This window comes from Salinispora pacifica CNR114 (genome assembly GCF_000514775.1).
Taxonomy (GTDB): Bacteria; Actinomycetota; Actinomycetes; order Mycobacteriales; family Micromonosporaceae; genus Micromonospora; species Micromonospora pacifica.
In genome coordinates this window covers 31700-55179 of record NZ_AZWO01000018.1, presented here as the reverse complement: position 1 = coordinate 55179, position 23480 = coordinate 31700, and the positions used below count along the sequence as shown (strand labels likewise).

20 protein-coding genes, 2 pseudogenes and 1 CRISPR repeat array (1 of these 23 cut by a window edge) are annotated in these 23480 nt (G+C 67.5%); of the genes and pseudogenes, 7 read left to right on the top strand and 15 right to left on the bottom strand.

Annotated elements, in window-relative coordinates:
• A CRISPR array of direct repeats spans positions 1-71; the repeat unit is 38 nt; it reaches 335 nt to the left of the window's first position.
• A gap of 535 nt (positions 72-606) precedes the next feature.
• The 5 genes from B118_RS0112995 to B118_RS32830 all read right to left on the bottom strand — a co-directional run bounded on the left by B118_RS0112995 (position 607) and on the right by B118_RS32830 (position 6532).
• Complete coding sequence (locus B118_RS0112995; protein ID WP_027650531.1) at positions 607-1191, bottom strand: hypothetical protein; 585 nt, start codon at positions 1189-1191, stop codon at positions 607-609.
• A gap of 878 nt (positions 1192-2069) precedes the next feature.
• The gene (locus B118_RS0112990) at positions 2070-2525 is read right to left on the bottom strand and encodes an NUDIX hydrolase (RefSeq protein ID WP_028192875.1); all 456 of its coding nucleotides are present in this window, start codon (positions 2523-2525) and stop codon (positions 2070-2072) included.
• A complete protein-coding gene (locus B118_RS0112985; protein WP_028192874.1) occupies positions 2522-3628 on the bottom strand; it encodes an aldo/keto reductase in 1107 nt (368 codons plus the stop codon). Before B118_RS0112985 ends, B118_RS0112990 begins: the two co-directional genes overlap by 4 nt.
• Positions 3616-5412: a B12-binding domain-containing radical SAM protein gene (locus tag B118_RS0112980; protein ID WP_028192873.1), complete on the bottom strand. Its 1797-nt coding sequence runs from the start codon at positions 5410-5412 to the stop codon at positions 3616-3618. The genes B118_RS0112985 and B118_RS0112980 overlap by 13 nt, the downstream gene beginning before the upstream one ends.
• A 931-nt stretch (positions 5413-6343) precedes the next feature.
• The gene (locus B118_RS32830; RefSeq protein ID WP_026272828.1) at positions 6344-6532 is read right to left on the bottom strand and encodes a hypothetical protein; all 189 of its coding nucleotides are present in this window, start codon (positions 6530-6532) and stop codon (positions 6344-6346) included.
• 694 nt (positions 6533-7226) lie between these two features.
• Between B118_RS32830 and B118_RS33650 the strand changes: the two are divergent.
• A pseudogene (locus tag B118_RS33650) lies at positions 7227-7571 on the top strand (hypothetical protein); the annotation flags it as partial.
• Between the two features lie 5 nt (positions 7572-7576).
• On the opposite strand, the pseudogene B118_RS33865 reads toward B118_RS33650, so the two are convergent.
• A pseudogene (locus B118_RS33865) lies at positions 7577-8812 on the bottom strand (ISL3 family transposase); the annotation flags it as partial.
• Positions 8813-9154: 342 nt separating this feature from the next.
• Between B118_RS33865 and B118_RS0112970 the strand changes: the two are divergent.
• Both B118_RS0112970 and B118_RS0112965 read left to right on the top strand, forming a co-directional pair.
• A complete protein-coding gene (locus B118_RS0112970) occupies positions 9155-9961 on the top strand; it encodes a helix-turn-helix domain-containing protein (protein WP_028192872.1) in 807 nt (268 codons plus the stop codon).
• Positions 9948-10139 carry a DUF397 domain-containing protein gene (locus tag B118_RS0112965; protein WP_018827641.1) on the top strand — a complete coding sequence of 64 codons (192 nt, stop codon included), beginning with the start codon at positions 9948-9950 and terminating at the stop codon, positions 10137-10139. The genes B118_RS0112970 and B118_RS0112965 overlap by 14 nt, the downstream gene beginning before the upstream one ends.
• 90 nt (positions 10140-10229) lie before the next feature.
• Here B118_RS0112965 and B118_RS0112960 read toward each other — a convergent pair whose 3' ends face one another.
• Positions 10230-12023 carry an FAD/NAD(P)-binding protein gene (locus B118_RS0112960; RefSeq protein WP_080678050.1) on the bottom strand — a complete coding sequence of 598 codons (1794 nt, stop codon included), beginning with the start codon at positions 12021-12023 and terminating at the stop codon, positions 10230-10232.
• Positions 12024-12313: 290 nt separating this feature from the next.
• Between B118_RS0112960 and B118_RS0112955 the strand changes: the two genes are divergently transcribed.
• From B118_RS0112955 to B118_RS0112940, 4 genes are all read left to right on the top strand, one after another.
• The gene (locus B118_RS0112955; RefSeq protein WP_028192871.1) at positions 12314-13285 is read left to right on the top strand and encodes a YHYH protein; all 972 of its coding nucleotides are present in this window, start codon (positions 12314-12316) and stop codon (positions 13283-13285) included.
• A gap of 66 nt (positions 13286-13351) precedes the next feature.
• Positions 13352-13696 carry an ArsR/SmtB family transcription factor gene (locus B118_RS0112950; RefSeq protein ID WP_018222926.1) on the top strand — a complete coding sequence of 115 codons (345 nt, stop codon included), beginning with the start codon at positions 13352-13354 and terminating at the stop codon, positions 13694-13696.
• A complete protein-coding gene (locus B118_RS0112945; protein ID WP_027646829.1) occupies positions 13693-14160 on the top strand; it encodes an SRPBCC family protein in 468 nt (155 codons plus the stop codon). Before B118_RS0112950 ends, B118_RS0112945 begins: the two co-directional genes overlap by 4 nt.
• A gap of 224 nt (positions 14161-14384) precedes the next feature.
• A complete protein-coding gene (locus tag B118_RS0112940) occupies positions 14385-14933 on the top strand; it encodes a dihydrofolate reductase family protein (protein ID WP_028192870.1) in 549 nt (182 codons plus the stop codon).
• Between the two features lie 108 nt (positions 14934-15041).
• On the opposite strand, the gene B118_RS0112935 is transcribed toward B118_RS0112940, so the two are convergent.
• From B118_RS0112935 to B118_RS0112900, 8 genes are all read right to left on the bottom strand, one after another.
• Positions 15042-15770 (bottom strand): lysophospholipid acyltransferase family protein, encoded by a 729-nt coding sequence (locus tag B118_RS0112935; protein ID WP_018827636.1) that lies wholly within the window; start codon positions 15768-15770, stop codon positions 15042-15044.
• 254 nt (positions 15771-16024) lie between these two features.
• Complete coding sequence (locus tag B118_RS0112930; RefSeq protein ID WP_018812638.1) at positions 16025-18082, bottom strand: amylo-alpha-1,6-glucosidase; 2058 nt, start codon at positions 18080-18082, stop codon at positions 16025-16027.
• On the bottom strand, positions 18082-18453 hold the full coding sequence (locus tag B118_RS0112925) for an SCP2 sterol-binding domain-containing protein (RefSeq protein ID WP_018222921.1): 372 nt from the start codon (positions 18451-18453) through the stop codon (positions 18082-18084). Before B118_RS0112925 ends, B118_RS0112930 begins: the two co-directional genes overlap by 1 nt.
• A 149-nt stretch (positions 18454-18602) precedes the next feature.
• Complete coding sequence (locus B118_RS0112920; RefSeq protein ID WP_018222920.1) at positions 18603-19019, bottom strand: CBS domain-containing protein; 417 nt, start codon at positions 19017-19019, stop codon at positions 18603-18605.
• A gap of 84 nt (positions 19020-19103) precedes the next feature.
• On the bottom strand, positions 19104-19541 hold the full coding sequence (locus B118_RS0112915) for a PPOX class F420-dependent oxidoreductase (protein ID WP_018222919.1): 438 nt from the start codon (positions 19539-19541) through the stop codon (positions 19104-19106).
• An 80-nt stretch (positions 19542-19621) separates the two neighbouring features.
• Entirely contained in the window at positions 19622-20647 is a 1026-nt protein-coding gene (locus B118_RS0112910) for an aspartate-semialdehyde dehydrogenase (RefSeq protein ID WP_018812636.1), read from the bottom strand.
• A gap of 81 nt (positions 20648-20728) precedes the next feature.
• Positions 20729-22075: a M16 family metallopeptidase gene (locus B118_RS0112905; protein ID WP_028192869.1), complete on the bottom strand. Its 1347-nt coding sequence runs from the start codon at positions 22073-22075 to the stop codon at positions 20729-20731.
• Entirely contained in the window at positions 22072-23364 is a 1293-nt protein-coding gene (locus tag B118_RS0112900; protein ID WP_028192868.1) for a M16 family metallopeptidase, read from the bottom strand. The genes B118_RS0112905 and B118_RS0112900 overlap by 4 nt, the downstream gene beginning before the upstream one ends.
• Positions 23365-23480: the final 116 nt, after the last annotated feature.

Sequence of the window (23480 nt, the reverse complement as noted above, 5' to 3'; positions counted from 1 at the left end):
GCTGCGACCGGGCGCGGACGTGGCCTGGCTACGGGCCGCAATGGAGACCGACCGCTACGGGCCGGTGAAGGAGCTCGCGAGCAGCGAGGATAGCCACCCATCATTGGCTAAACACTGACCGCCTGCCTGAATTGCTACTTTGGCCCCCATTCCGAAGCTCGGAACCTACAGCGCATGGGACACCCACTTCAGGTTCCTAGATCAACTGCAAGGTGCTCACAGAAAGCGAGCGCGCGTTTGTGAAGTTGTCAAAGTTCGAGCCCCGGGCCAGGCCAATTGTGATTCACGAGCTGCCATTGAACTGTGATCCCAGCAAGGAACGGACGCCGAGTCCATAGCCCCGACACCGCGTCAGGCCTGCACGGGAGGTCGCGACACAGAACTTCTGGGCTGGCCGCCGCAACCACCTTCTCCACCCCGCCCTTGAACGCCACCCTCGCCCCTTCTCCCGGTTGCCGTCCGAAAAATTCTATGGTGAGCCGGGTAGGCGACAGACTATGCCCCGCCTGGCTCGTGGACCTGACGTAGCTGGTCGGTACGCTCGGCGTCCCACTCGGCGAGGACCTTCCTGACGAAATAGTCGATGACAGGCTGCAACGGAGGTTCTCAACTCCAGGAGGGATTGCGGCTCGGCAGCCACGGCCCAAACAGCGACTCGTACTCCTCACCAGTCTCGACGGTGAGGAGGAAATCAGGTGCGGTCCCCGCCACCGCATCATGCAAGCGGGCCAGCAGCAGCGGGACAGTCGCCAGGTCCAACGACAGTGCTGTCGCGAGTTGGACTCGCTTAGCTCCAACCTCCGGCTGGTCTCTGAGCTCGTCGCGCTGCAGGTGCTCCGCAGCCGCCTGCATGGTCACCAGATCCCCGCTGGCGGAAAACTTCAGGCAGTCCCACCAGGACGGTAGCCCGATCATGACCTCCAAGGCTTCGGCAAGGCTATGGCCGATAAGGCCGGCCTGCCCTTCGGAGCTGGCATACAAGACCGGACGGATCGAGCGGCGTTCACCGCAGAGGAAGAATGTGCCGCCAGTGAAGTCACCTGCTGTGCCTTCCAGTGCCTGCCCGGACGACAGTAGGACAGTCTCCCCGTGATCACCGCGCGTGAGGTCAAACTCGCAGACCTCCCACAGCAACTCGGCGAGATTCAGGTCATGGCGAACCAATTCCAGGAGCTCGTCATCGCTCTTCACGCGGCGGACGATAACAGTCAGCCTGGTCCGTAAATCCCGTCGGACTGCCCCCTCGACATCCGCTCATCGGCTAGAAGCGGACACCGCATCGATGTCGTAGAGGCGCCGGTAGCAAATCACCGTGGTCTCGATCGAGCCGCGTGGGTCGGCATGGTCAGGTTGACTGCGCGGCGGCGTCTCACCCCTGAGACACCTCGAAGTCTCTGGAGAACCGTCCCACTTCGGCTCGTGCACCAGGCCCGGGCCCTCGGGCATGATGTCGACCGGCGCCGCGAGCATCGGCGCGACTGGCCGACGCAACACCGGTCCCGGCCCGGCGCTCGACCATACGTGCCTTGACGTCACCCCAGCCCCCGTCACACCGACCGCCGGTGCCGCTCATGTCCGCACCCCCACACCCATCCTGGGACAGATGTGGGCTCTCTCGGGCGAAGATCCGCAACAACGCATGCCAGCGAAGGCTCGCAACACCCTCGACGCTGGTCGGGCAGGGAGGAAGAACGCGATCACCCCCCGACGACGTGTAATCCCCTCTACAGCCCGCCCCTGCATCCGCGCTGCTGGTGACACGAGAGCAAACAGATCCGGCCATGATCAGGAGATCATCCACAAACATCGGAGTTATCCACAGCGCAGGGACCGGCGCTGGCGAGCGGTCGGGCCGGCGGCGAACCTGAACAGGTCGACGAGGTCACCGCTCGGCTGCTGGCCACCGCCACGCGCAGGTGGAGCAGCCTTGGCCGCAGGCCACCGACAAGCTGGTCCCCGCAGCGATACGCCAGTTGCGGGGACCAGCCCGCGCAAGGATAAGCCCGGTCAGGCGCCGCACTGTCGACCTCGCGGGGTATTAGTGGTAGCGGGGGCATCCCGGTGTCACTTCAGTGACCGATCCCCCACCAGTCGTGCAAGGAGAAGGGTTGTTTCTCTTGGTGGAGGCGGATCACCTCGGCGGTGTAGGGCATGGTCGGGTCGGGTAGCTCGTCTGGTGGGAACCAGGCGAGTTGGGAGCATTTGTCGGGCTCGACGTTGCGGGGTTCGCTGGTCCAGGCGGTGGCGAGGAAGCCGAACCCGATGCGGGAGTCGTGGTGTGGGGGGCGGTGGTGTGTGACTCCGATGAATGTGAGCTGGTCGTGGGTGACCGTTACTCCTGTTTCTTCATGGAGCTCTCGGATGGCGGCGGTGATTACGTCTTCGTCGGCGTCGACTTTGCCTCCGGGGACAGCCCAGGAGCCGGCGAGGTAGATGGAGCCGGCGCGTTTGGTGAGTAGGATCCGTCCGTCGGGTCGTTGAAGGAGTATGAGGACGTCGACGGGAAAGCGGTGGGGTTCGGTCATCTCTGCACTCCAGTCATGGTCGGGTCCGGTTGTGGGGAAACCTGGTCAAGGCTTGTGCGAATTCGGGCGCCTGTCGCGGCCAGGTCCGCGACCTCTGGCGGTGTCAGGGCGGGGCCGGGGGTAGTGATCGTGGTGATCTGGTTGGCAGTGCGGAAGCCGAGCATCGCAACGGCGGTCGGGGCTGTTGTCAGTGCGAAGCGTATGGCTACGTTGGCCAGTGCGGCAGGTGTGTGACCGTAGCGGTCCCGGACCGGCTGTAGACCGTCCCAGATCAGACGTCGGCCCAGGGGGCTAAACCAGTTGTGCTGTCGGCGGTGGTCACCCGGGCCGAACAGCGATGCTGTCGCTGGGAGTCCGGGGTGGCGGATAAGAAGACCCTGTCCGAGGACCTGCTTGATGAGCAGGTCCATTCCGCGTTGTCGCGCCAGGTCGATCACGGTGGTCTCGTCGGTCCGGTAGGCAGGGCTGAGCAGGTTGTGACGGACAGCGATCAGATCTGGTTGGCAGCGGTCGAGCAGGTGCAGGAATCGTCGTGCTTGTTTCCCGCGGGGATTGCTCTCGTCCGCCCACTGCGTGGCGAATTCATGGGGAGCACGAATCGCGATAGCGCGGATCAGGCCCTCGCGTTTGAACTCGTGCATTTGTACGATCGCCTCGGCGAGGTATTGGTCATTTGAGCCGAAGTCTGTGCTGTGGTAGGCGTAGATGTCGACGTAGTCGGTGCCTAGTCGGGTCAGTGACCGTCGTAGGTGCCGCGTCATCTGAAGCGCCTGGTAAGGGTGTCCACTGCGCCGGTCGTAGCCGGTCTTGGTGCTGACGATCACCTGGTCGCGGGGTACCTCGGCCAGCAGGTAGCCGAGACGTTCCTCGCCTCGGCCGTGGCCGTATACGTCGGCGGTATCGAACAGTCGCAGACCCCTTTCCCAGGCGGCGCGTAGCGCGTCCAATGCCATGATGTCGTGGGTGGGTGCCCAGCCGACATCCGCGCCATCGTTGACGCAGGGACCGGCGAGGGGCCAGCAGCCGGCGGCCAGTGCCGGGGAGGTCCGGCCGAGCCGAGTGAGTTGTCGCGGCGGCAGCTCGGGCGCGGTCACGTGCCGCATGGGTCTGCCGTGTTGATCAGCGCCCAGCCGGTCGGGGTGGTCCAGTGAGTGTGGGCAGTGGTGAGGATGTCCGCTCGGTCGGCGGGAAGCACGGCGAGGACCGTGGCGATGGTCGGTGTCATGGCCGCCTGTACCTCGCCAAGCCCTCGGTTCAGCAGGTCAATCAACGCGGGGTTGAGAGCTTCCGGGGCGGGGGTGTGGAGTGGGTGCCGGTCGATGAGGTCGAGCATACGGCCGAGCAGTGTCGCTGCGGCGTTCTTGAGGACCACCCGCGCGGCGCGGACCTGGCGTCGCGCCTGGCCGTCGAGGATTTTCTCCAGGCTTTTGAGGGTGTAGTCGAACGCGAAGTTCCGGTCGATCCATAGCTGCGCGTGGTGGGAGGCGCTGCCGATGCGCCAGTCGGCGTAGTCGGCGTCAACGCGGCCCATTGACGGGCGGACTGTGCGGGTCAGGCCAGCCTGTTCAGCGCGACGGGTGTACGCAGCTCCGATCAGGCACTCCATGGACACGAGCATGTAGGAGATGCCGGTGTGCAGCGGCCGACCGGTGGTATGCGCGGCGACGAACGTCTCATCGCGGACCCCGTCCACGATGGTCGCGACCGGAAGGTGGGGCAGCGGCCGTAGGAGGAGGTCGGTGCGGGCCTGGAACGCGTGGCTCTCGGCAAGTTCGTCGCGGGTCATGAGCGGGTCGAAGGTGATATAGGTGAACCGGGTTGGTACCCCCAGTGCGGTCAGGGTCCGGATAGCCAGAGCGTTCTGCTCGGCTGTGGTCTCCTTGTTGAATCGCTCAAGGATCGACGTGACCCCGGACTCGACCCCGAACAGCATGCGACGTAGTCCCCGCTGCAGCAGCCCGTGCCACATGTGGGCGCGGTCGAGGTGCCACTGTCGGTCGCGGTGCGGGTCCACTACCTGGTCAACCCGGCATGACGACTCCCAGCGAAAGCCCGCCGAATGAACAGTGTCGGCGACGGCCAAGGCCCGGGGCGCGGCATCCGGGTCGCCGCCGATGAACTCTTCGTCTACCAGGTACAGCGTGCGCGAGGTTTCGGGATGGCGGTCAAACACCTTCGACATCGCTGCCAGGACCGCCGGCATTCCGTCGGCGCGTGCCCCGGACCACGTGCCCTTATGTCCGCGTGGGCAGAACGAGCAGTAGTTGGTGCATCCTCGCGACGTTTCAAGTTGCGCGACGCCGCGGTGGGTGAAGGTGGCATCGAGCAGGTCCAGCTCCGGCAAGTTGTCTGTCTGTGCGCGGTTGGCGATCGTCCGGGTCCGGCGGTACCGGCCCACCTGCAGTAGGCCCTTCTGTGCACGGCTGTTGCCGGAGTAGCCGATGCCTCGAATGTCGGGCAGTGAGAGGTCGCCGTGCCAGTAGCTGATCGCGTCCTGGATCGTCGGCTCGCCGGCCCCACGGGCTATGAGTAGCTGCGGGTATCGGTCCAGCAGTAGGCGCTCGTTGCGCGCGGTGAGGCTGCCGCCGGCAAGCGCCAGCGGGGCTACGGCCATGCCGTACACCTGATCCAGCAGCCGGAGCATCAGGTCGTGCTGTCCAAACGTCGCGGACACTCCGAGGATGTCGGGGGGATTCTCCTCAAGAGCGGCGATGAGGTCGTCGAGGGTGACCCCCAACTGCATATCCAACAGGTCCACCTGGCCGGTCAGGGTGCTTCGCGCTGCTCGTGCAAGATCAGAAATCGCCAACGGAAACCGCGGCAATGGAAAAATCTCCGGCCGGTACAGAGCTGTCAGCAGGACACGCGGGCGGAGTAGGCGCTGCATTCCCTGTTCATCGATAGCCGCTGGCGACAGCCACGAGTTCGGTGTTTCTAGCATGAGGTGATCCGCTGTCCAACCGGGCCAACGCCGAGTGGCGTGCGCCTCGCCAGACAGGTCCACGGCCATCCATCGCTCCCCGTGCCCGTGTTCGATGAGCAGCAGCCGGCGCTCGATTGTGCCGGTGACTACAACTCGCCCCGGCAGTAGGTCCTCCAGCGCTCGGCGTAACACGTGTGGTTGTTCCAGCGGCAGTCGTCGTAGTTCGTTCGAGGAAACAGCTTTATCTGTGCAGCGTTCGACGGCATCCATAAGGCGGTCACGCGGAGTTACATCCTGAGCGTTGAGAGTTTGATTAGACATCTCCGGAGCGTCCTTTCAGTCGATTGATTGGTTCAGCCGTGGCAAGTCAGCACACCTCAGTGGCCTCCTTGGTGATCGCGTTAGCCTGCGATGGAACGCCACATTGACCTCGTATCAGTGGAGTTTGCTCGCGGCCTCGGCGGCGAATCTCCGACCCTGCTGGCAAATAGCCTGGGCGAACCTGGCTCCAGCGTCATCGATCTTTTCGGGTGTGCCTGCTAATGGGAGTTAGGCGGTGCAGGACCACGGTTTGGCCGAGGCACTCGCCGGCCAGGGTGCAGCCCGGGGCGCCCGGTAAGTGCCGCCGTCCGTCGCGGATCGAGCGGCCCCACCCATGGCCAGACATCGTCGGCCGAGTCCCGTCGTGCCGGATGAACAGTTGTCGCCGCCGCAACGCATCACCGGACGCGTCAAGCTCGTAGCCCCTCCACCCACACCCACCCGGGATAGGTAGGCCGATCATGAACTCGAATCACCCGAACCACAACGGGGCGAACGAACTGCGGGGAACAAGTTCGGTCCAGGCGAACGGACTTCCCGGCCCGCAACCCACAGCCCCGGGCGACCTGGCCCATCACCGCAACGCCCCGATCACAACCCCAACAACAACGATCATCACAACGAGCGCCGCGACCAGCTTCTGCCTGGTTGTCGGCGGACCAGGCTCCCTCGGCACCACTGGAACCCCCTCGCCATCCGGCAGCGGAGGCGATCCGTGTGGATCACGGTTGCCATGTAGCGGGCGCCTGCTGCCGTCGACCATCACAGCCTCCTCAGCCCGTCCAGCACGGACTGAAGAACGTCCAAGCCAGGATGGGAGGTGTAGTACACCCGCGCCCGGCCCACAGCACGACCAGTCGAAAGCAAGCGCTCAGAATCCAGCTCTGACGCGGTAATCCGAGTGCTGGCTGAATTGGACGACGTGGCCAGGAAAGTTCCGCTACCTCGCTGGGACAGGCAGTCTTTGTGTTCATTCGTGACTGTCGGCATGGCGAGCCTCCCGGTAAATAGGTGTTAATTGACCACAGCGAGTGAAGGTATCAATGCGCGCCGCTTATCCTTGTTGTAGCAGTGGCGGGTTACCAAATATGTCCTTGTCTCAACCGGTCTGGACGACGTGCGCGGCTTGGGCGACCACGTAGTGTTGCTCATGCGCTAAACCCGTTCGCCACCCACCAAAGTAGTCCTAAGTGCCCGTCGGTAGAGACTGCTACCTCGAGTAGATAGGTCGTCGGACCGAGCTGGGAGTCGGCTGAAGCTGCCAGCCCTTACCGTATGCCTAACAGCATGTGGTCAGCGCGCGTCGCATTTCGACTGCATGCCACTAGCTGTAGGGGAGTTTCGGTCGCGTATCTGTCGCGTCTATGTGTCGCATGACGTTCGGACGCCATCACCAACAGCCAATCCACGATCCCGGCGCTACGATGTGGACGCCGGGCGTAGCCAACCGGACAGGGATGGGTGACGTGGCCAAGGCATCGACTTTGCTAAAGGCGCTGCTTCGCGAGCGTCACTGGCAGAAGTACTCGACGTTCTGTAAGGAGTGGGATCGGGTTGCCGAGCGGGTTGACCCTGATCTTGTGGGTGGCTACCCAAGCCGGTCCCAACTTGCCCGGTGGCTAGCATGCGACCTGAAGGGTCTGCCGCACCCGGATTCGTGTCGCATCCTTGAAGGTCTCTTCCCAGGGCTGACCACCACGCAACTGTTTACCGTTGGCGCGGACGCGCCGGCCACGCTCGCGCACCCTGCGGGGGCGCTGCCGATCGCTGAGATCGCGCTGGGCCTGTCGACAACCTCCGGCCACNGGTCGTCGTCGGTGAGTTTGTGGCCGGGTCGCATGATCCAGGCGGTGATCCGCCGGGCCGACGGCACCTGGATTGCGGCGGCAGGGGCGGGTCGGGTGCGGTTGATGGTGAGCCAGTCCCGCAGTACCCGCAAGCTGCCCTGATAGCCGCGGGCCAGGAGCTCAGCATGCAGCACGGCTGTCTGGTGGACGCCGTCGGTGAGGCGTTGCCGCAGGTAGGAGTGGAACGGGGCGAGGACGCTGGGTCGGCTGCTGGCGTTCGGGCCGATCAACGCCTCGGCGGTGGCGGCGTGGGCGTATTTGCGGGCGGTTCTGACGTTCATGTCGAGGCGGCGGGCGGTCGCGCTGATCGATAGCCCTTCGGCTCGCAGGGCGTGCACGGCCGCGTGGCGTTGGCGGGTGTTCGCCGCCCGGCGCCCCGCCTCGCTCGGCTCGTCGGCCGGTGCGGCCAGGGCAGATGTCGGTTCGGCGTGGGTGCGTAGGCATCGGCGGTGCCCGCGCATGACTTTCTCGACGGTGTCGCTGAGGTTCTTCAGCAGGTGCCACCGGTCGGCGACCTGGACCGCGTCAGGTGCTCCCTTGCGCGCACCGTCGGCGTAACTGCCGCCTCGATCGCGGCAGATGATCTGAACGCCAGGATGGTCGCGCAGCCAGGCGGCGAGGGTGTCGGCGGTGCGGTCGGGCAGAATGTCGATCGGCCGGCGGGTGTGCATGTCGAGCAGCACGGTCGCGTAGCGGTGGCCCCGACGGCGGGCGAAGCCGTCCACGCCCAGCGCTGTCGGTGTCACCGGCGGCGGGTCGGGCATCCGGCGGATCATCCGGATCAANGTCNNNCGCGACACCGNNNCNGCTAACCGATGCGCCAGCCGGCTGCCCGGTCGACCGCCCAGCGCCACCGCGACGGCTTCCAGGTCGCCCGCGGCCACGACGGTGTGACGGGCATGCCGCCGCGTCAGCCCGGGCACCTGCGCGACGAACGTCCGCCGCCCGCATCCGGCGTTCACGCAGGCGAATCGGCGGACCGTCAATGCGACCAGCACCTCACGGCTACCTAACCTGACATCGGCCAGCCGCCGCACATAGCGGCCATGCACAGTGGTCGACCAGGTGCCGCAGGCGCCACACCGTGCCCGCACCGTCTGCGTCGCCGCGTTGATCCGGACCCCGACAGCCCGGATCACCACCGCATCCAGCCGCAGGCCCGTCAGGTGCGGCAGTAACGCCGGAATGATCTCCATCCCGGCACCCAACCCCAACTACCAACGAGCACGACTCACAAAATGTGTGCCAGAGCCAAGTTTGGGGCGGTGTTGACACTTGGCTAACTACTGTCGGCACGACGACACTCCCACATCTGAATGGACATTGGTAACGTCCCACTCGGCTGAGCCCCTTAACCGAAGGGCGACCCCGACTGCGCCTCCGGTGGACTCGGATACCTCCACCAACTAAGGCGCTAACTCCAGGTTGCACGCCACAGCCCCGGGATTACCAGGCATGTGGGTCCGCTGGGCCGTGGGCTGACGCCAGTCCGCCAGGTAGCGCGATGGGTGGTCGATTACCAGATTGAGGAGTGCTGAATGACCGATGGGCCAGGGCCAATCGCCGACTTCATCGTGAGCGAGATTCGCCGCGCCAGAGGTGCGGCGGGCTTGACGCAGGAAGCCTTCGGGCGGGCGGCGGGATACACTGCCTCACACGTCAACGCCGTGGAGAACGGCAGCCGCGCGCTCACTATCGACTTCATCCAGGGCACCGACCGCGCGCTCAGGACCGGCGGCCTGTTCGAGCGGCTGGCCGCCAAGCTGGGTGCCCCGTCCTGGTTCCTGCCGTGGCTGGACGCGGAGCGCACCGCGACCCAACATCGCTACTTCGAGCCGATCCTGATTCCCGGTCTGCTCCAGACGGAGCACTATGCCCGGACGGTTCTGCGCACCGACGACAGCCTCAGCGGCGGTGAGGTTGACCAGTTGACCGCCGCTCGGATGGAGCGACAGAAAATCCTGACGAACGATCACCCGCCGCAACTCGTCGCGGTACTGGACGAGGGCACCCTTCGGCGCACCGGCGACAGCTTCAGCGGAATCATGGCACAACAGATCGCCCACTTGATCTCCATGACCGAGTTGCCGCACGTAAACGTACTGATCGTCCCCGCCGCCACCGGTATCCACATCGGGCTGTCGCGGCCGTTCGCGCTGGCCCGATCGACCGAGGGGCGGTGGATCGGCCACCTGGAAAATCAGCTTGGTGGCGAGGTGGTCGACGAAGACGATGGAGTGGCTAAGCTGCACATGATGTGGGAGAGCGTTCGCAACGAGGCTCTGCCGCGCCACCCGTCCGTCGACCTGTTGAGGGAAGTAGAGACCTACTATGGACCTCAATAGCGCCCGCTGGAAGAAGTCCACCCGCAGCGGGGCGAGCGGCGGCAACTGCTCCGAGGTCGCCGACAACCTGCCGGGAGTCGTCGGCGTCCGGGATTCCAAGGACCCGAGCGGCCCGGCGCTGGTGTTCGGGCCCACGGCCTGGCGCGCGTTTGTCGCGCAGCTCCCCGAGCAGCCCTGACCCACCTCGCCCAGGGCAGACCCCCAACGCGCCGAGATTCCTCAGTCGAGGTCCGACCGGGCTGGGGATTCTCGGCGCGTTGATGGGCGGCTAACAGGAAAGCGCGGCCCGAGCAATTGCGTCCGCATTCGCAAGAATCGCGGACCCGACGCCGGGCCGGATTGTTTCGTTCAGCGACCAGGAAACCGACTCGATCGGTGGCCCGTAGGCGAAACGGTACGGATGAGGCTCACCGGCGGCATCAATCAGGCGAAACGGTCGTGGGGTGACGTCGAGCCCACCGCTCTCGTAGGCACCGCTGGCGTCCGGAATGCGATACGGTCGACACTCGCCAGCATCGAGCAGGAAACGTAGCAGCGGGTTGGCGCTGTGCGGTAGGTCTGGTTTGGGAATACGCGCCTCAATCAGTGCCGTGGCCCGGGTTGGCCGCCCCGGAATCATGGTGGACCGCACCGTGAAACAGCCACCTTGCGGATCTGTTCGCACCTCCGGCTCGGGGCCCACAACCTGCAGCAAGCCACACTCGATGAGCGCCACCATCTGCTCGACCCGCAACGGCGGCGGACCGGCGGAAAAAAGAGTGCTCAGCGGCGTGAACCAGTGGACCACCTCGTCGCGATACGAGGACCCGGTGACTCCGGACAGGTCGATGGCCATTCGGATCTCCCCGTGCAGGTCGCGTATGACGTCCAGCGCGGTTTTTATGGGGTCGTCAATATTACCGACCTTGGCACGGTCAATATCTTTGCGGAGGTGGTCGAGCAGCCATTGATTGAAGTTACCTCGTTCGGGGAACTCGCGCGAACGCCAGGGCCGGCCGACGCTCTCCCAACTCCACTCGTCCGACTCGGTTACGCCGTGCCGTCGAAGAATCTCGGAGTCATCCGGCGCAGAAAGGTACTCTTCCTGGAATTCGCTGGCGGCATCTGGTCCGTGGCGTTGCGTAACGAGAGCCGCATAATAGACCATGCGGACCTCGGCATCCAGTAGGGGCCACACGTCTCGCCGGAACGTTGACTCTGGATTTTCACGAATACGACGGGCAGCGCTGCCGGTCAGAAACCGGGGGCTGTGCTTGCCCGCGGCGCCCTTCTGGTTCCGCCCCCGGGCATAGTCCGGAATGCCGTGATGCGCCCCGGCGTAGAGAACTGGTTCCCGACCGGAGGGCTCATACCGTAACCCCTGATCCAGCGGTGTGAACCGGCCACCGCGCCCCTCCGTGACCAGGGCGAGGATGTCGAAGAAGGCAAGCCCGAGCCCCCGGACGGCGACCGCCTCCCCAGCATCGATTCCATCCAGGTCGAAATCCGCTGGATTTCCGGGCGGGAAGTAGCGCAGCCCGTGATGCTCGGCGAAATCCGCCAGCTCACGCTCGTCACCCGTGAGTTCCGTGTCGAGGTGGCCAAGCGACAGCACCACGGCGTCCATGTCCGGCAGTCGATCCCCGTTGTCCAGAGTGACGCACTGACCGTCACTCCCGTCCTCCAACGCCACTGCGGTGGCGCGGTGGACATTGACGTGGACGGTTTCGGGCGCGCCCGAAACCACGCGTTCAAAGACCCATCTCAGATAGCGGCCGTACAATCTCCGCGAGGAGTATTCGTCCGGCCCCCGGTGCCCCTGGTCCGCCCCGGCAGCACGGCTCTCCATCCAACCGTGCAGACTCGGACCCGGCCTGATCGGACCCGCGCAGTCGACACTCTCATCGGTAAACTGGCTCACCTGGGCGGTAACCGTATTCATCAACAGATGTGGCGACTGCTGCTCCCGCCATATCCTTCCTGACCCCGGCGGAAAGGGATCCACCAGGTGGAGCACCAACTCGTTCTCACCATCGTGGTTGGCGCACAGTCGCTCCAGGACCGCGAGCCCCCGCGGACCCATTCCCACCAGGCAGATCTTTCTGGTACGCACCGCGCGAAACCTTTCACATTTCTGACCTACCCCGGGGGGCGGGAGCGAGCTCGCAGCGCCTCTCAACTTACCGCCCCTTCCTCGTGTGGCGGCCCAAACCTGCGAATCGGAGATATTCGTGGTCTCGTCGTCAGGATCGTGATTGACAGCCGGCCCGTAGGGCTTGGTCGACAACTCGGACCGGTGTCGTTTCAGCGATTTCCAGCTGGTCCACAGGCCGCGCACAGTCCGCACCCGAGATCAGCGACCACAGTAGTGGCATGACTTCTCCTCGAAACGGCTCTGGTCGACCCACCCGCCGTGTCCTCCTGCTCGGTGGGCTCGCCGCCGCCCTCGGGGTATCGGCGTGTGGCCGGACGACGGTCACCGGGGTCAACGACCCCTCGACGTCAGCCACCCCCGTCGACGCACCGACCACCCCGGTGTCGACCGAGTTGACGGGCAGCTACTCGATCGCCGACAGCGCCACCGGCACCCAGATCGACGTGACGGTCACCGGGGACAGTCGAATCATCCGTGCCAACGGAGTGCCGAACCACCCGAGGGGCAGCTTCCCGAACGCCAACAACCCCCACACCGTCTCGGCCCAGGCGTACGAGTTCCAGCTGCCACGCAACGGCACCCAGGCCAGCCGCGCCACCCCACTCGTCCTGCCGCAACCCTTCGGCATCGCGATCAACGGGGTCCCCTTCGACCCGCTCGCCGCCGAGTGGTACCGACGAGACCCGGCCTCCGGCTGGACAGTCGAGGCGATCAGCCCCAAGACGAATCTCGGTTTGGACGACAACAACGCGCATGTCCAGCCGACTGGGGCTTACCACTACCACGGCCTACCCACGGCAGTGGCCGGCCAGCGGGACGCGAGCCGCCACTCTCCGCTGCTCGGCTGGGCCGGCGACGGCTTCCCCATCTACGCGGGACTCGGTTACGCCGAGGCGATGGACCCGGCCTCCGGCATCACCGAGTTGACCTCCTCGTACCGACTCCGCTCCGGTGTCCGACCGGACGGCCCGGGCGGAGCCTACGACGGCACCTACACCGAGGACTTCGAGTTCGTGGCGGGCCACGGTGTGCTGGACGCGGCCAACGGCCGACACGGAGTCACGCCCGAGTACCCCGACGGCACCTACTACTACGTCCTCACCGACACGTTCCCGTTCATCCCGCGACAGTTCGTCGGCACCCTCGCGGAGAGCTTCCGCCACTCCGGACGCGGCGGTAGGCCCCGGTAGCCGCACTACCAGGGATGCCTGCCGCATTCATTGAACTCAGGGGTTCAGTATCATAAGGTGAACTGCATGGTTCACCAAGATGTCCTGGACCGGGTGTTCGCGTCGCTGGCCGATCCGACCCGCCGCGGCATTCTGATCCGGCTCGGCGATGGCCCGGCCACCATCGGCGAGCTCGCCGAGCCCACCGGGATGAGCCTGACCGGCATGAAGAAGCACGTCCAAGTGCTCGAAGACGCCGGGCTCGTGGTCACCGAGAAAGTCGGTCGGTCACGCCAGTGCCGCCTCGGTGCCGCGCCGCTAAACGAGGCGATGGCCTGGATCGGCTTCTACCAACGGCTCTGGGCCCGCCGCCTCGACGGGCTCGACGCCTACCTCACTCTCCAGCCCGACCCGAAGGGACAGAACTCATGACGCTCGACCTGCGGATAACGCGGCACCTGCCCGCGACACCCGAGGAGGTCTTCGACGCGTACACGGACGCCGAGAAGCAGAAGATCTGGTTCACCATCCTCGACGAACAGCCCGGCGCCGTCGAAATCGAGGTCGATCTTCGGGTTGGTGGGCAGCAGACCGCGGTGTGGGGACCCAGCCCCGACCAGCTGTTCCGGGAGACGCAGACCTTCGTCGAGATCGACCGCCCGCACCGGCTCGTCACCGACTCCACCGGCGCCAGCCCGGACGGCACGACCATGACGACCCGCATCGAGGTTACGTTCGAAGAGAAAGACGGCGGCACCCTGATGACCGTCGTCCAGAGCGGCTTCCCGACTCCCGAGGTTCGGAACTTCTTCGTCGACGAGGGGTGGGACGGTGTACTCGCCCGGATCGAGGAGTTCCTGGCCCGTCAGCGTGGCACCGAGCCTGCTGATGCCTAGGCTCTCCCGGGTGGCGGTCGTCGCTCTCCGCGGCGTTACTGCCGCGGCTGCGAGCGCTTGCTCGTCGCGGGGTTACGCACGAGTGCTTCGGCAAGTTGTAGGTATGCGCCGGCCGCGACCGTCGGCTACCGGCCCGGCCTCCGCCACCCCGCGCGGCCCGGAGCCGTTTGTCATACCAGGGCTCGACAATCAGCTATCCCGTACGACGACCGAGGGAGATCTGCATGCGTAAGCTCGTGCTCTACACGCTGATGTCACTGGACGGGGTGGTGGAGGCACCCGACCGCTACATTTTCGACTTCGACGAGGTGATGTACGCCAACCTCGCCCGCACGATCAAGGCCCAGGATACCGTGCTGCTCGGCCGACGGACCTACGACGAGTGGGCGCTGTACTGGCCGACGGCGGCGGAACAGCCCTTCGCCGACTTCATCAACGAGGTGGAGAAGTTCCTGATCAGCTCGGCGGCTCCGACCGTACCGTGGACCAACACCACGGCCGTCTCAAGCCCGGTCGCCGATCTCGTTCGCCGGCTCAAGGAGCGTCCGGGTGGCGACATCGGCGTCCACGGCAGCATCCGCCTCGCCCAGTCCCTCCTGGCGGAGAATCTGGTTGACGAGCTCCGACTCGTCATCGCCCCGACGGTGCTGGGCTCCGGGCGACGACTGCTCGGCGAGGGTGACGAGCAGCTACGACAGTGGAATCTGCTGCGGCTGGAGGGAACCCCCTCCGGCGCCGTGCTCGCCGACTACGAGCTCAACCGAACCCGCTGACGACCCACTTCCACCCGCCCAGACCGAGCTTGGTCATCTGCTCGCCGCAGCCACGGAGGCGGGCGGGTGATCGCCTCCGCTCCGAAGTAATCCAGACCCGTGGGCGACTCAGGAGCGATCCAGGGTGCCCGCCTCGGCGGGGGTTGGTGCGCTGCCGCCCAGGTGCGCCGGGAGCCACCAGGTGTCGTCGGGGCCAGCGGGGCGCTCCGGGTACTCCCGTTGGTTCCGGTCGACCAGGGCGCTCAGCCGCTCGGCCAGGTCGGTGGTCATCGCGTTCGCATCCGGGTAGGCGGCCGGTTTCATCGGCTCCCCGATCAGGATGGTGATCGGGGTGTGCCGCCGGGCAAGGGTGCGGGGCCGTCCCTTGGTCCACAGCCGCTGGGTTCCCCAGACCGCCACCGGCAGCACCGGCACCTCGGCTTCCCGGGCCATCCGGGTCGCACCGCTCTTTAGCTGCTTGACGGTGAAGGACCGGCTGATCGTCGCCTCGGGGAAGACTCCGACCACCTCGCCCCGCCGCAGCGCGGCGACCGCCTCGACGAAGGAGCCGGTTCCGGCCCGGCGGTCGACCGGAATGTGCCGCATGCCCCGCATCAACGGCCCGGAGATCCGGTGCGTGAACACGGACTTCTTGGCCATGAACCGAACCAGCCGCTTCGACTCGCGCGCGCCCAGACCGCAGAAGATGAAGTCGAGGTAGCTGACGTGGTTGCTGGCGAGGACCGCGCCGCCGGTCCGCGGTATGTGGTGGGCACCCTCAATGGTGATCTTCAGGTCGAGTACCCGGAACATTGTCTTGGCGGCGGCGATCACGGGCGGATACACGAGTTCCGGCATCCGCCGACCTTACCCCGGTTTCGGTAACCGCTCGGTAGGTGGAAGCCCCCATTGTTGGGGCCGTCCGCCTGCCCAGGGCCGGGCCGGGGCCGGGGCCGGGGCCGGGGCCGGGGCCGGGGCCGGGGCCGGGGCCGGGGCCGGGGCCGGGGCCGGGGCCGGGGCCGGGGCCGGGGCCGGGGCCGGGGCCGGGGCCGGGGCCGGGGCCGGGGCCGGGGCCGGGGCCGGGGCCGGGGCCGGGGCCGGGCCGGCTCACCTCACTCGCCGCGCTGGCGCAGGTCGAGCCGGCCGCGGGCGAACGCGTCCACTCGACCCCACCGGCCCGGGATGTCCAGTACCTCGATCCGCCCCATCCCCGCTGGCAGTCGCGGCTCGACAACCAGGTGGCCCTGGTGCGGCTCCAGCCCGAGCATGGTCCGCAGCAGCAACAGCGGGGCGCCGGTGGACCAGGCCTGGGGCGTACACGCGGTCGGGTATTCGACCGGGAACTTGGTCAGCTCCCGTGGGTAGCCGCCGAACGCCTCCGGCAGCCGACCGTCGAAGTAGCGGGCGGCGTCGAGGATGCCGTTGGCGACTGTCGCCGCCTCCTCCGCGAAGCCGTACCTGCGCAGACCCCAGGCGACGAACGAGTTGTCGAACGGCCAGATGGTGCCGTTGTGATAGCCGATTGGGTTGTATCGGGCCTCCCCCCTGGCCAGCGTCCGCACCCCCCAGCCGGAGAAGAGCCGTGGCCCCACCAGGTGCTCAGCGATCGTCGGGGCTCGCTCGTCGTCGACGATGCCGCTCCAGAGCAGATGCCCGATGTTGGAGCTGAGCACGTCGCACTGCCGGCCGTCCGGGTCCAGAGCGAGTGCGTAGTACCCGCTGTCCTCCACCCACCACTCCCGGTTGAACCGTTCCTTGAGGTCGGCCGCCTCCCGCTCCAGTTGCTCGGCGTAGGCCGGGTCGTCCCAGAACTCACGGGCCAGCCGAGCCGCCCGCACCTTGGCGTCGTACGCGTATCCCTGCACCTCGCAGGTGGCGCGGGGGAACGGCGGCAGGGTGCCGTCGCGGTAGGAAATGGAGTCCCAGGAGTCCTTCCAGCACTGGTTTTCCAGCCCGGTGTCGGTATTGCGCCGTTCGTACCAGATGTAACCGTTGCCCACCAGGTCGGCACAGCTGTCAATCCACTTCAACGCGGCCCGACACTCGACCTGCAACGCCCGCACCAGTTCGGCGTCCCCACTCCACCGCTCGTACTCGTCGAGGAGCACAATGAACAGCGGGGTCGCGTCCACCGAGCCGTAGTACGGCGAGTGTGGCTGCTCCTCGAAGGCCGCCGTCTCGCCGTACCGCATCTCGTGCAGTATCCGGCCCGGGTCCTCCTCCCGGAAGTCGTCGAACCGAGTGCCCTGAAGGGCGGCGAGGATCTGCAGCGTCGTCTTGGACAACTCCGGGGTGAACGGCAGTACCTGCAGGCAGGTCAGGATGCTGTCCCGGCCGAACATGGTCATGAACCACGGCAGGCCGGCGGCCGGTAGCGCCGCCCCACCCAGCGAGAAGGGAACGAAGCGCAGCGCCGCCAGGTCGACCAGGCAACGGCGGTAGGTCTTGGTCAGATCCTTGCGTTCACTGTTGACCTTGGGGGCGTTCGCGATCCACTCCTTGAGGTCCTGTTCCAGGGCGAGCCGCTCGTCGCCGTGCGCACGCAGACCCCTGCGCAGGTCCCGGCCGCCGGGGCCGAGGGTCAGGGTCCGGACGTCGATCTCCGCCACCCACTGCTCATTCGCCGCCAGGTCGATGGTGTACGTGAAGCCGCCCTGGTCGAACCGGGCCGGCACCGACGAGGTGATCATGGTTTCGCGCCGGAAGTTGCCACGCCGGTAGCCCAACCGCAGCCGGTCCGACTCGGCCTCGGTGTAGCGCTCGCCCTTCTTGGTCAGCTGGTCATCCTTGATCTCGAACAGATCGGCGAAGTCGGCTGCCGCCGCCATCCGGACCTCCAGCTGCACTGGATTCTCGTCGTGATTGAGAATGGTGAGCGTCTCCCGGAAGCTCCCCCCCACCGCCCGCTCCCGGATGACCGAGAGCTTGGCGTCCACGTAGTGCGTCGCCGCCCCCGGCACCAGGAAGAACCGCGCCTCGTAGTACTGCAGGTCGTCATAGGAGAGCGGGTTGAGCCGTTCGCCGTTGATCGTCAGCACCCAGGTGGACAGGAAGCGGGTGTCGAGGGAGAAGAGACCGGTCGGCTCGGTCGGTGTCGCCTCGATGTCCCCACTCTCCGCGGAGACCACGAAGGTGTTGCCGTCGAGGATGCGCACCGTGTTGCCCGGCATCAACGAACCTCCCGCTCGAAGGCTCGGCGCGGGCCACGTGCGCGTGGATTGCCCGGGAAGAGCCGCTCCACCTGAACGAAGAGCCGTGGATCACCGCTGACCCTCAGGTCTCCCCGCAGGCTGGCCGCGATGCCGTGCTCCCGACCGGCGGCCAACTCCTCGAAGAGCCCCGGGCTGAGCCCGATGACCGCGTCGGCCTCCAGGTCCTCCCGACTCACCCGCAACTGCCCCCGGTCGATCCGGAGGAGCCAGTGCGTCGTGTGCGCCCCCTCGTGCAGGTCGAACCGGACCGTCCCGGTGGTCTTGATCAGCAACGGCTCGCAGCCCCGCCGGTCGAGATCCTTGAAGAAGGCCGTGGTCGCTTCCGACATTGGTCCCCACCTCCCCGCCGGCCCGTCCGCACGCGCGACTGGGCTGCCCATGGCACCTCCCACCGTGGTGCCATCGGCCTCCGCGCACGGGTCCCCCGATCCGGAGCGGTCAACCTCGCCCGGATCGGGTGAGACCTGGCCGGGCCGCGCTAGTTGTTCGGGTCGTCCGCGCTGATGTCCGCGAGCACCGACTGCGGTTCACGCTCCACCGCCAGGTCCCCCATGGACACCAGGCCGATCAGCTGCCCATCCTCGACCACCGGCAGCCGACGCACCGCGTAGGTCCGCATCAGGTCGGCGGCGGCCACGGCGTCGTCGTGCTGGCTGACCGTGATCACGTCCCGGGTGGTGATCTCGTTCAGCCGGGTCGAGGCCGGGTTCATGTTCTCCGCCACCGCTCGCACGGTAATGTCACGGTCCGTCACAATACCGACGACATCGTCACCATCCGTGACCACGACGTCCCCAATGGCGCAGTCCCGCATCTCCTGGGCGGCCGCGATGAGTGTGTCGTTGCCGTCCATCGTCACCAACCGGGTCGTCATGAACTCTTCGACCGTTGTCATGGTGCTCCCCCTCTCGCTGTCGGCACCGCGGACTACCCCCACCAGGGCGGCAGATAACGAGCCCAGACGCGATGGGGTGGCCGCTCAGCCGCGCGGGGGCAGGCCGTAGACCCGCTCGACGTGCAGCCGCAACACCAGCCGGCGCTGCGCCACCATCTCCCGGCGGAAGTCGTCCCAGTCCGGGTGTTCCCCCTGCATCGCCCGGTAGAGAGAAACCAGCTCCTCGACCGTGGGGTCGTCCGCGCGCTCGGCGACCGGCGTCAGCTCGGCCCGCCCCTCGACGACCGCGTACGCCCAGCCGGCACCGCTGCTGACGTGGAAGCTGGCCCGCGGATCCCGGCGCAGGTTGGCGACCTTGGCCCGGTTGTCGGTGACCGAGATCCGGATCAGCCCGGCCGCCGGGTCGTACTGGTAGAGCACGGTGGAGAGCTGCGCCGGCCCGTCCCGCCGCAGCGTCGCCAACACACCCATCCGGTGCTCCGTGAGGAGCTCGAGCAGCGGCGCCTGGCTCTGGTCGGTCACGGTTGCCTCCCTCGTCTGGTCACCCACAATCCAAACACGTCGGCGCCGCCCGGGGGTATGAGCGGCGCCGACGGTGTGGCTCAGGCGCGTTCGGCGGCGACCAGTTCGGCGATCTGCACGGCGTTGAGCGCCGCCCCCTTCCGCAGGTTGTCGTTGGCGCAGAAGAAGGCGAGACCGTGTTCGACGGTCTGGTCGGCGCGAATTCGGCCCACATAGGTCGGGTCCTGACCGGCGGCCTGCAGCGGCGTGGGCACCTCGGAGAGGGCGACGCCGGGCGCGTCAGCGAGCAACTCCCGGGCCCGCTGCGGGGTGATCGGCCGGGCGAAGCGCGCGTTGACCTGAAGTGAGTGACCGGTGAAGACCGGTACCCGGACGCAGGTGCCGGAGACCTTGAGCTCCGGAATCTCGAGGATTTTGCGGCTCTCGTTCCGCAGCTTCTGCTCCTCGTCGGTCTCCTCGGACCCGTCGTCCACGATCGAACCGGCGAGCGGGAGCACGTTGAACGCGATCGACTGGGCGAACGACCGGGGCACCGGGAAGTCCACCGCCGCGCCGTCGAAGGTGAGGCCGCTCGCGTGCTCGGCCACCTTCCGGACCTGCTCGTCCAGCTCAGCCACGCCGGCGAGGCCGGCCCCGGAGACCGCCTGGTAGGTCGAGACGACGAGACTCACCAGCTCCGCCTCGGCGTGTAGTGGACGCAGCACCGGCATCGCGGCCATCGTGGTGCAGTTCGGGTTGGCGATGATCCCTCGGGGCCGGTGCCGCGCGGCGTGTGGATTCACCTCGGCGACGACGAGCGGCACCGCCGGGTCCATTCGAAAAGCCGACGAGTTGTCGATCACCACGGCTCCGGCTTCGGCAACCCGGGGGGCCAGATCCCGGGCGGAATCCTTGCCGGCCGAGAAGAGAACGACGTCCAGCCCCGAGTAGTCGGCGGCGGCGGCGTCCTCCACCGTCAACTCGCCGCCGCGCCAGGGCAGGGTCCGCCCCGCCGACCGCGCGGAGGCGAACAGCCGAACCTGTTCCGCGGGGAACTCCCGCTCCGCCAACACCTGCCGCATTACCCCACCGACCTGGCCGGTGGCCCCCACAATGCCGATCCTCATACCCGCGAGGCTACCCAGCGGAGCCCGCCAACCAAGAATCCTTTCCCACCGCCCGGACCTGGCGATCCGGGCGGTGGGCGGTCAGCGCGTGCTGGTGATGACCTCCCCCAGGTCGGTCGCCGCCAACTCGGCCCGGATCAGGGCGGCGTCCCCCTCGACCACCAGGGTCAACTCCTCCGGGTGCAGGTGCGCGGCGGCGGCCGCCGAGACCTCATCGACCTCGGCGGCGAGCAGCGCCGCACGCAGCCGGGCATGGTAGTCGTCAGGTAGGTCGTGGACGACCAGCGTGGTTAGCGCCGTGGCGATCGCCCGCGGGGTCTGCAGCTCGACCGAGAGCTGGCCGGCCAGCCAGGAGCGGGCCACCGCCAGCTCCGCTTCGGTCACCCCGGTCTGCTGGGTACGGGTGATCTCGCCAACCGCCTCGACCAACGCGGGCGCGGTCACCGCGGTCTGCACGCCGGAGCTGACCGCGAACCGCCCGAACCGACGCGACGACACGAAGTCACCCCGGATCCCGTACGTGTAGCCCCGCACCTCACGGATCAGATGGTTGAGCCGGGAGGTGAAGGCGCCGCCGAGAACGGTGCCGGCGAGCCGCATCGGCACATGGTCGGGGTGCGCGCGGTGCGGCGACGGATGCCCGAGCCGCAGCGTCGACTGCACCGAACCCGGCCGGTCCACCAAGATGATCTTTCGTCCCTGGCGCGGGGTGACCTCGACCGGGCCGCCCCGGTCCGCCGCACCACCACCGGCGCCGGCGAACGCCGTCGCCGCGAGCGCGTCCAGGTCGAGACGCTCCAGGTCCCCGACGACGATCAAGGTGCCCGGCCGGAGGAACCACTCCGAGTGAAAGATCCGGACGTCCTCGACCTCCAGCGCGGCGACCGTCTCCGGATCGCCGTACAGCGGCCGGCCCCAGCGGTTCTCGGCGCCGAACAGGTCGGCCCGCAGCGCCGCATCGGCCCGCGGGCCCGGATTCGCCCAATCCATGCGCTGCGCGGTCGCCTCGTCGTCGCGTACCCGCCGAACATCGTCCGGCTCCAGCCGCGGCGTGCGCACCGCCTCCGCCAACAGCTCCACGGCGGCGGGCAGCCGATCCACCGGCACCTGCACGCTCACCTGGAAGGAGTCCCAGTCAAGGCCGGCCACCAGCTCGGTACCGAGCGCCTCGATGGCCAGCGCGTACGCCGTCGCGTCCCGCTGCGCTGTCCCCTCTTCCAGGGCCTTGGCGAGCACCGCGCCCAGCCCCTCCCGCCCCTGTGGCTCGCGGCCGGCGCCCGCATCGAGCAGCAACAGCGCCACCGCCAGCGACTGCCCCGGCAGGTGCGCGGCGACCAGTTGCCCACCTGCGACACCACGGCGAACGACCTGCGGAAACCGGTACGGTCGGGCGGCCCCCGGAGCGGGCCGGGTGCTGATCAGCGTCATGAGTTCTCCTCGGGCAGGTAGGTCAGGGTCACCCGGTCGGCGGGGGCGAGCACCTCGGCGGCCACCGCCGCGATCTGGTCGGCGGTCACCGCCAGCCACGCCGGCAGCCGCTCGGCTGCCCGGCGCGGGTCACCGAACTGTGTCGCGTACCGGCCGAGGGTGTCGGCTCGGCCCTCCACCGTTGACATCTGCCGCCACCAGGCGGTGCTGAGCAGCGCCTTGGCCCGGTCCAGCTCCGCGGCGGTAACCGGCACGGTGGCCAACTCGTCAACCACCTCGCCCAACCCGGCGGCCAACCGCTTCGCCGCCACCCCGGGGCGGGCGGTGGCGGTGACGATCAACGGCGCCGGCGCGTATGCCAGGTCCACCCCGTACGCCCCGACCAGGTCCGGCTGCGCGATCCGCTCCCCGTCGACAAGCCGTTGGTAGAGCCGGCTGCCCCGCCCGCTGCCGAGGACGGTGGCGAGCACGCTGGTCACGTCGTACCCGGCGGTGCCGAACGGGTGGGTACGGTGCGCGACGTACACCCGGGGCGCGGGTACCTCGGTGACGACCGTCTCCGTCGTCGCCACGCCGGCGCCGGAAACGTGCTGGCCGTCCGGCGCGGCAGGGATCTCCGCTCGGGGTGGGATCGCGCCGAAGTACTTCTCGGCCAGGGCGAACACCTCGTCGGCGGAGGTGTCGCCGACAACCGTCAGAACAGCGTTGTTCGGCGCGTAGTACGCGGCGTGGAACGCCTGGAAGGCGGGGAGGTCGGCGGCGTTCAGGTCGGCCATCGAGCCAATCGTCGCGTGGTGGTACGGGTGGCCGGGTGGGTAGAGCAGCGGCAGCAGCCGCAGCCAGGCGTCGCCGTACGGGACGTTCTCGTAGCGCTGCCGTCGCTCGTTCTTGACCACGTCCCGCTGGTTGTCCAGCGTCTCCTGGGTCAACGCCGGCACCAACCCGCCCATCCGGTCGGCCTCGAGCCAGAGCGTCAGCTCAAGGTGCTCGGCGGGGACCGTCTCGAAGTAGTTGGTGCGGTCCGGGTTGGTGGTGGCGTTGAGGGACCCACCACATCCCTGGACCAGCTTCATGTGTTCGGTCTTCGCCACGTTTGTCGAGCCCTCGAACATCAGGTGCTCGAAGAGGTGGGCGAAGCCGGTCTGCCCCTCCGGTTCGTGCCGGGAGCCGATGTCGTACCAGAGGTTCACGGCCACGGCTGGGGCGGTGCGGTCCTCACTCACCACCACGCGCAGGCCGTTATCCAGTCGGGTCGTCTCGATGGGCCAGGGAAAACCGCTGTCGGGCATGGGAGGACGCTATCCGATCTCCGAGGCGCGGGGGCGGTGCGCCGCGGGACGGGCCCGACGCGGGGAGGGCGCGCGCCACGAAACGGGGCCCAGCGCCGACGGTGTGCCGCGGGACG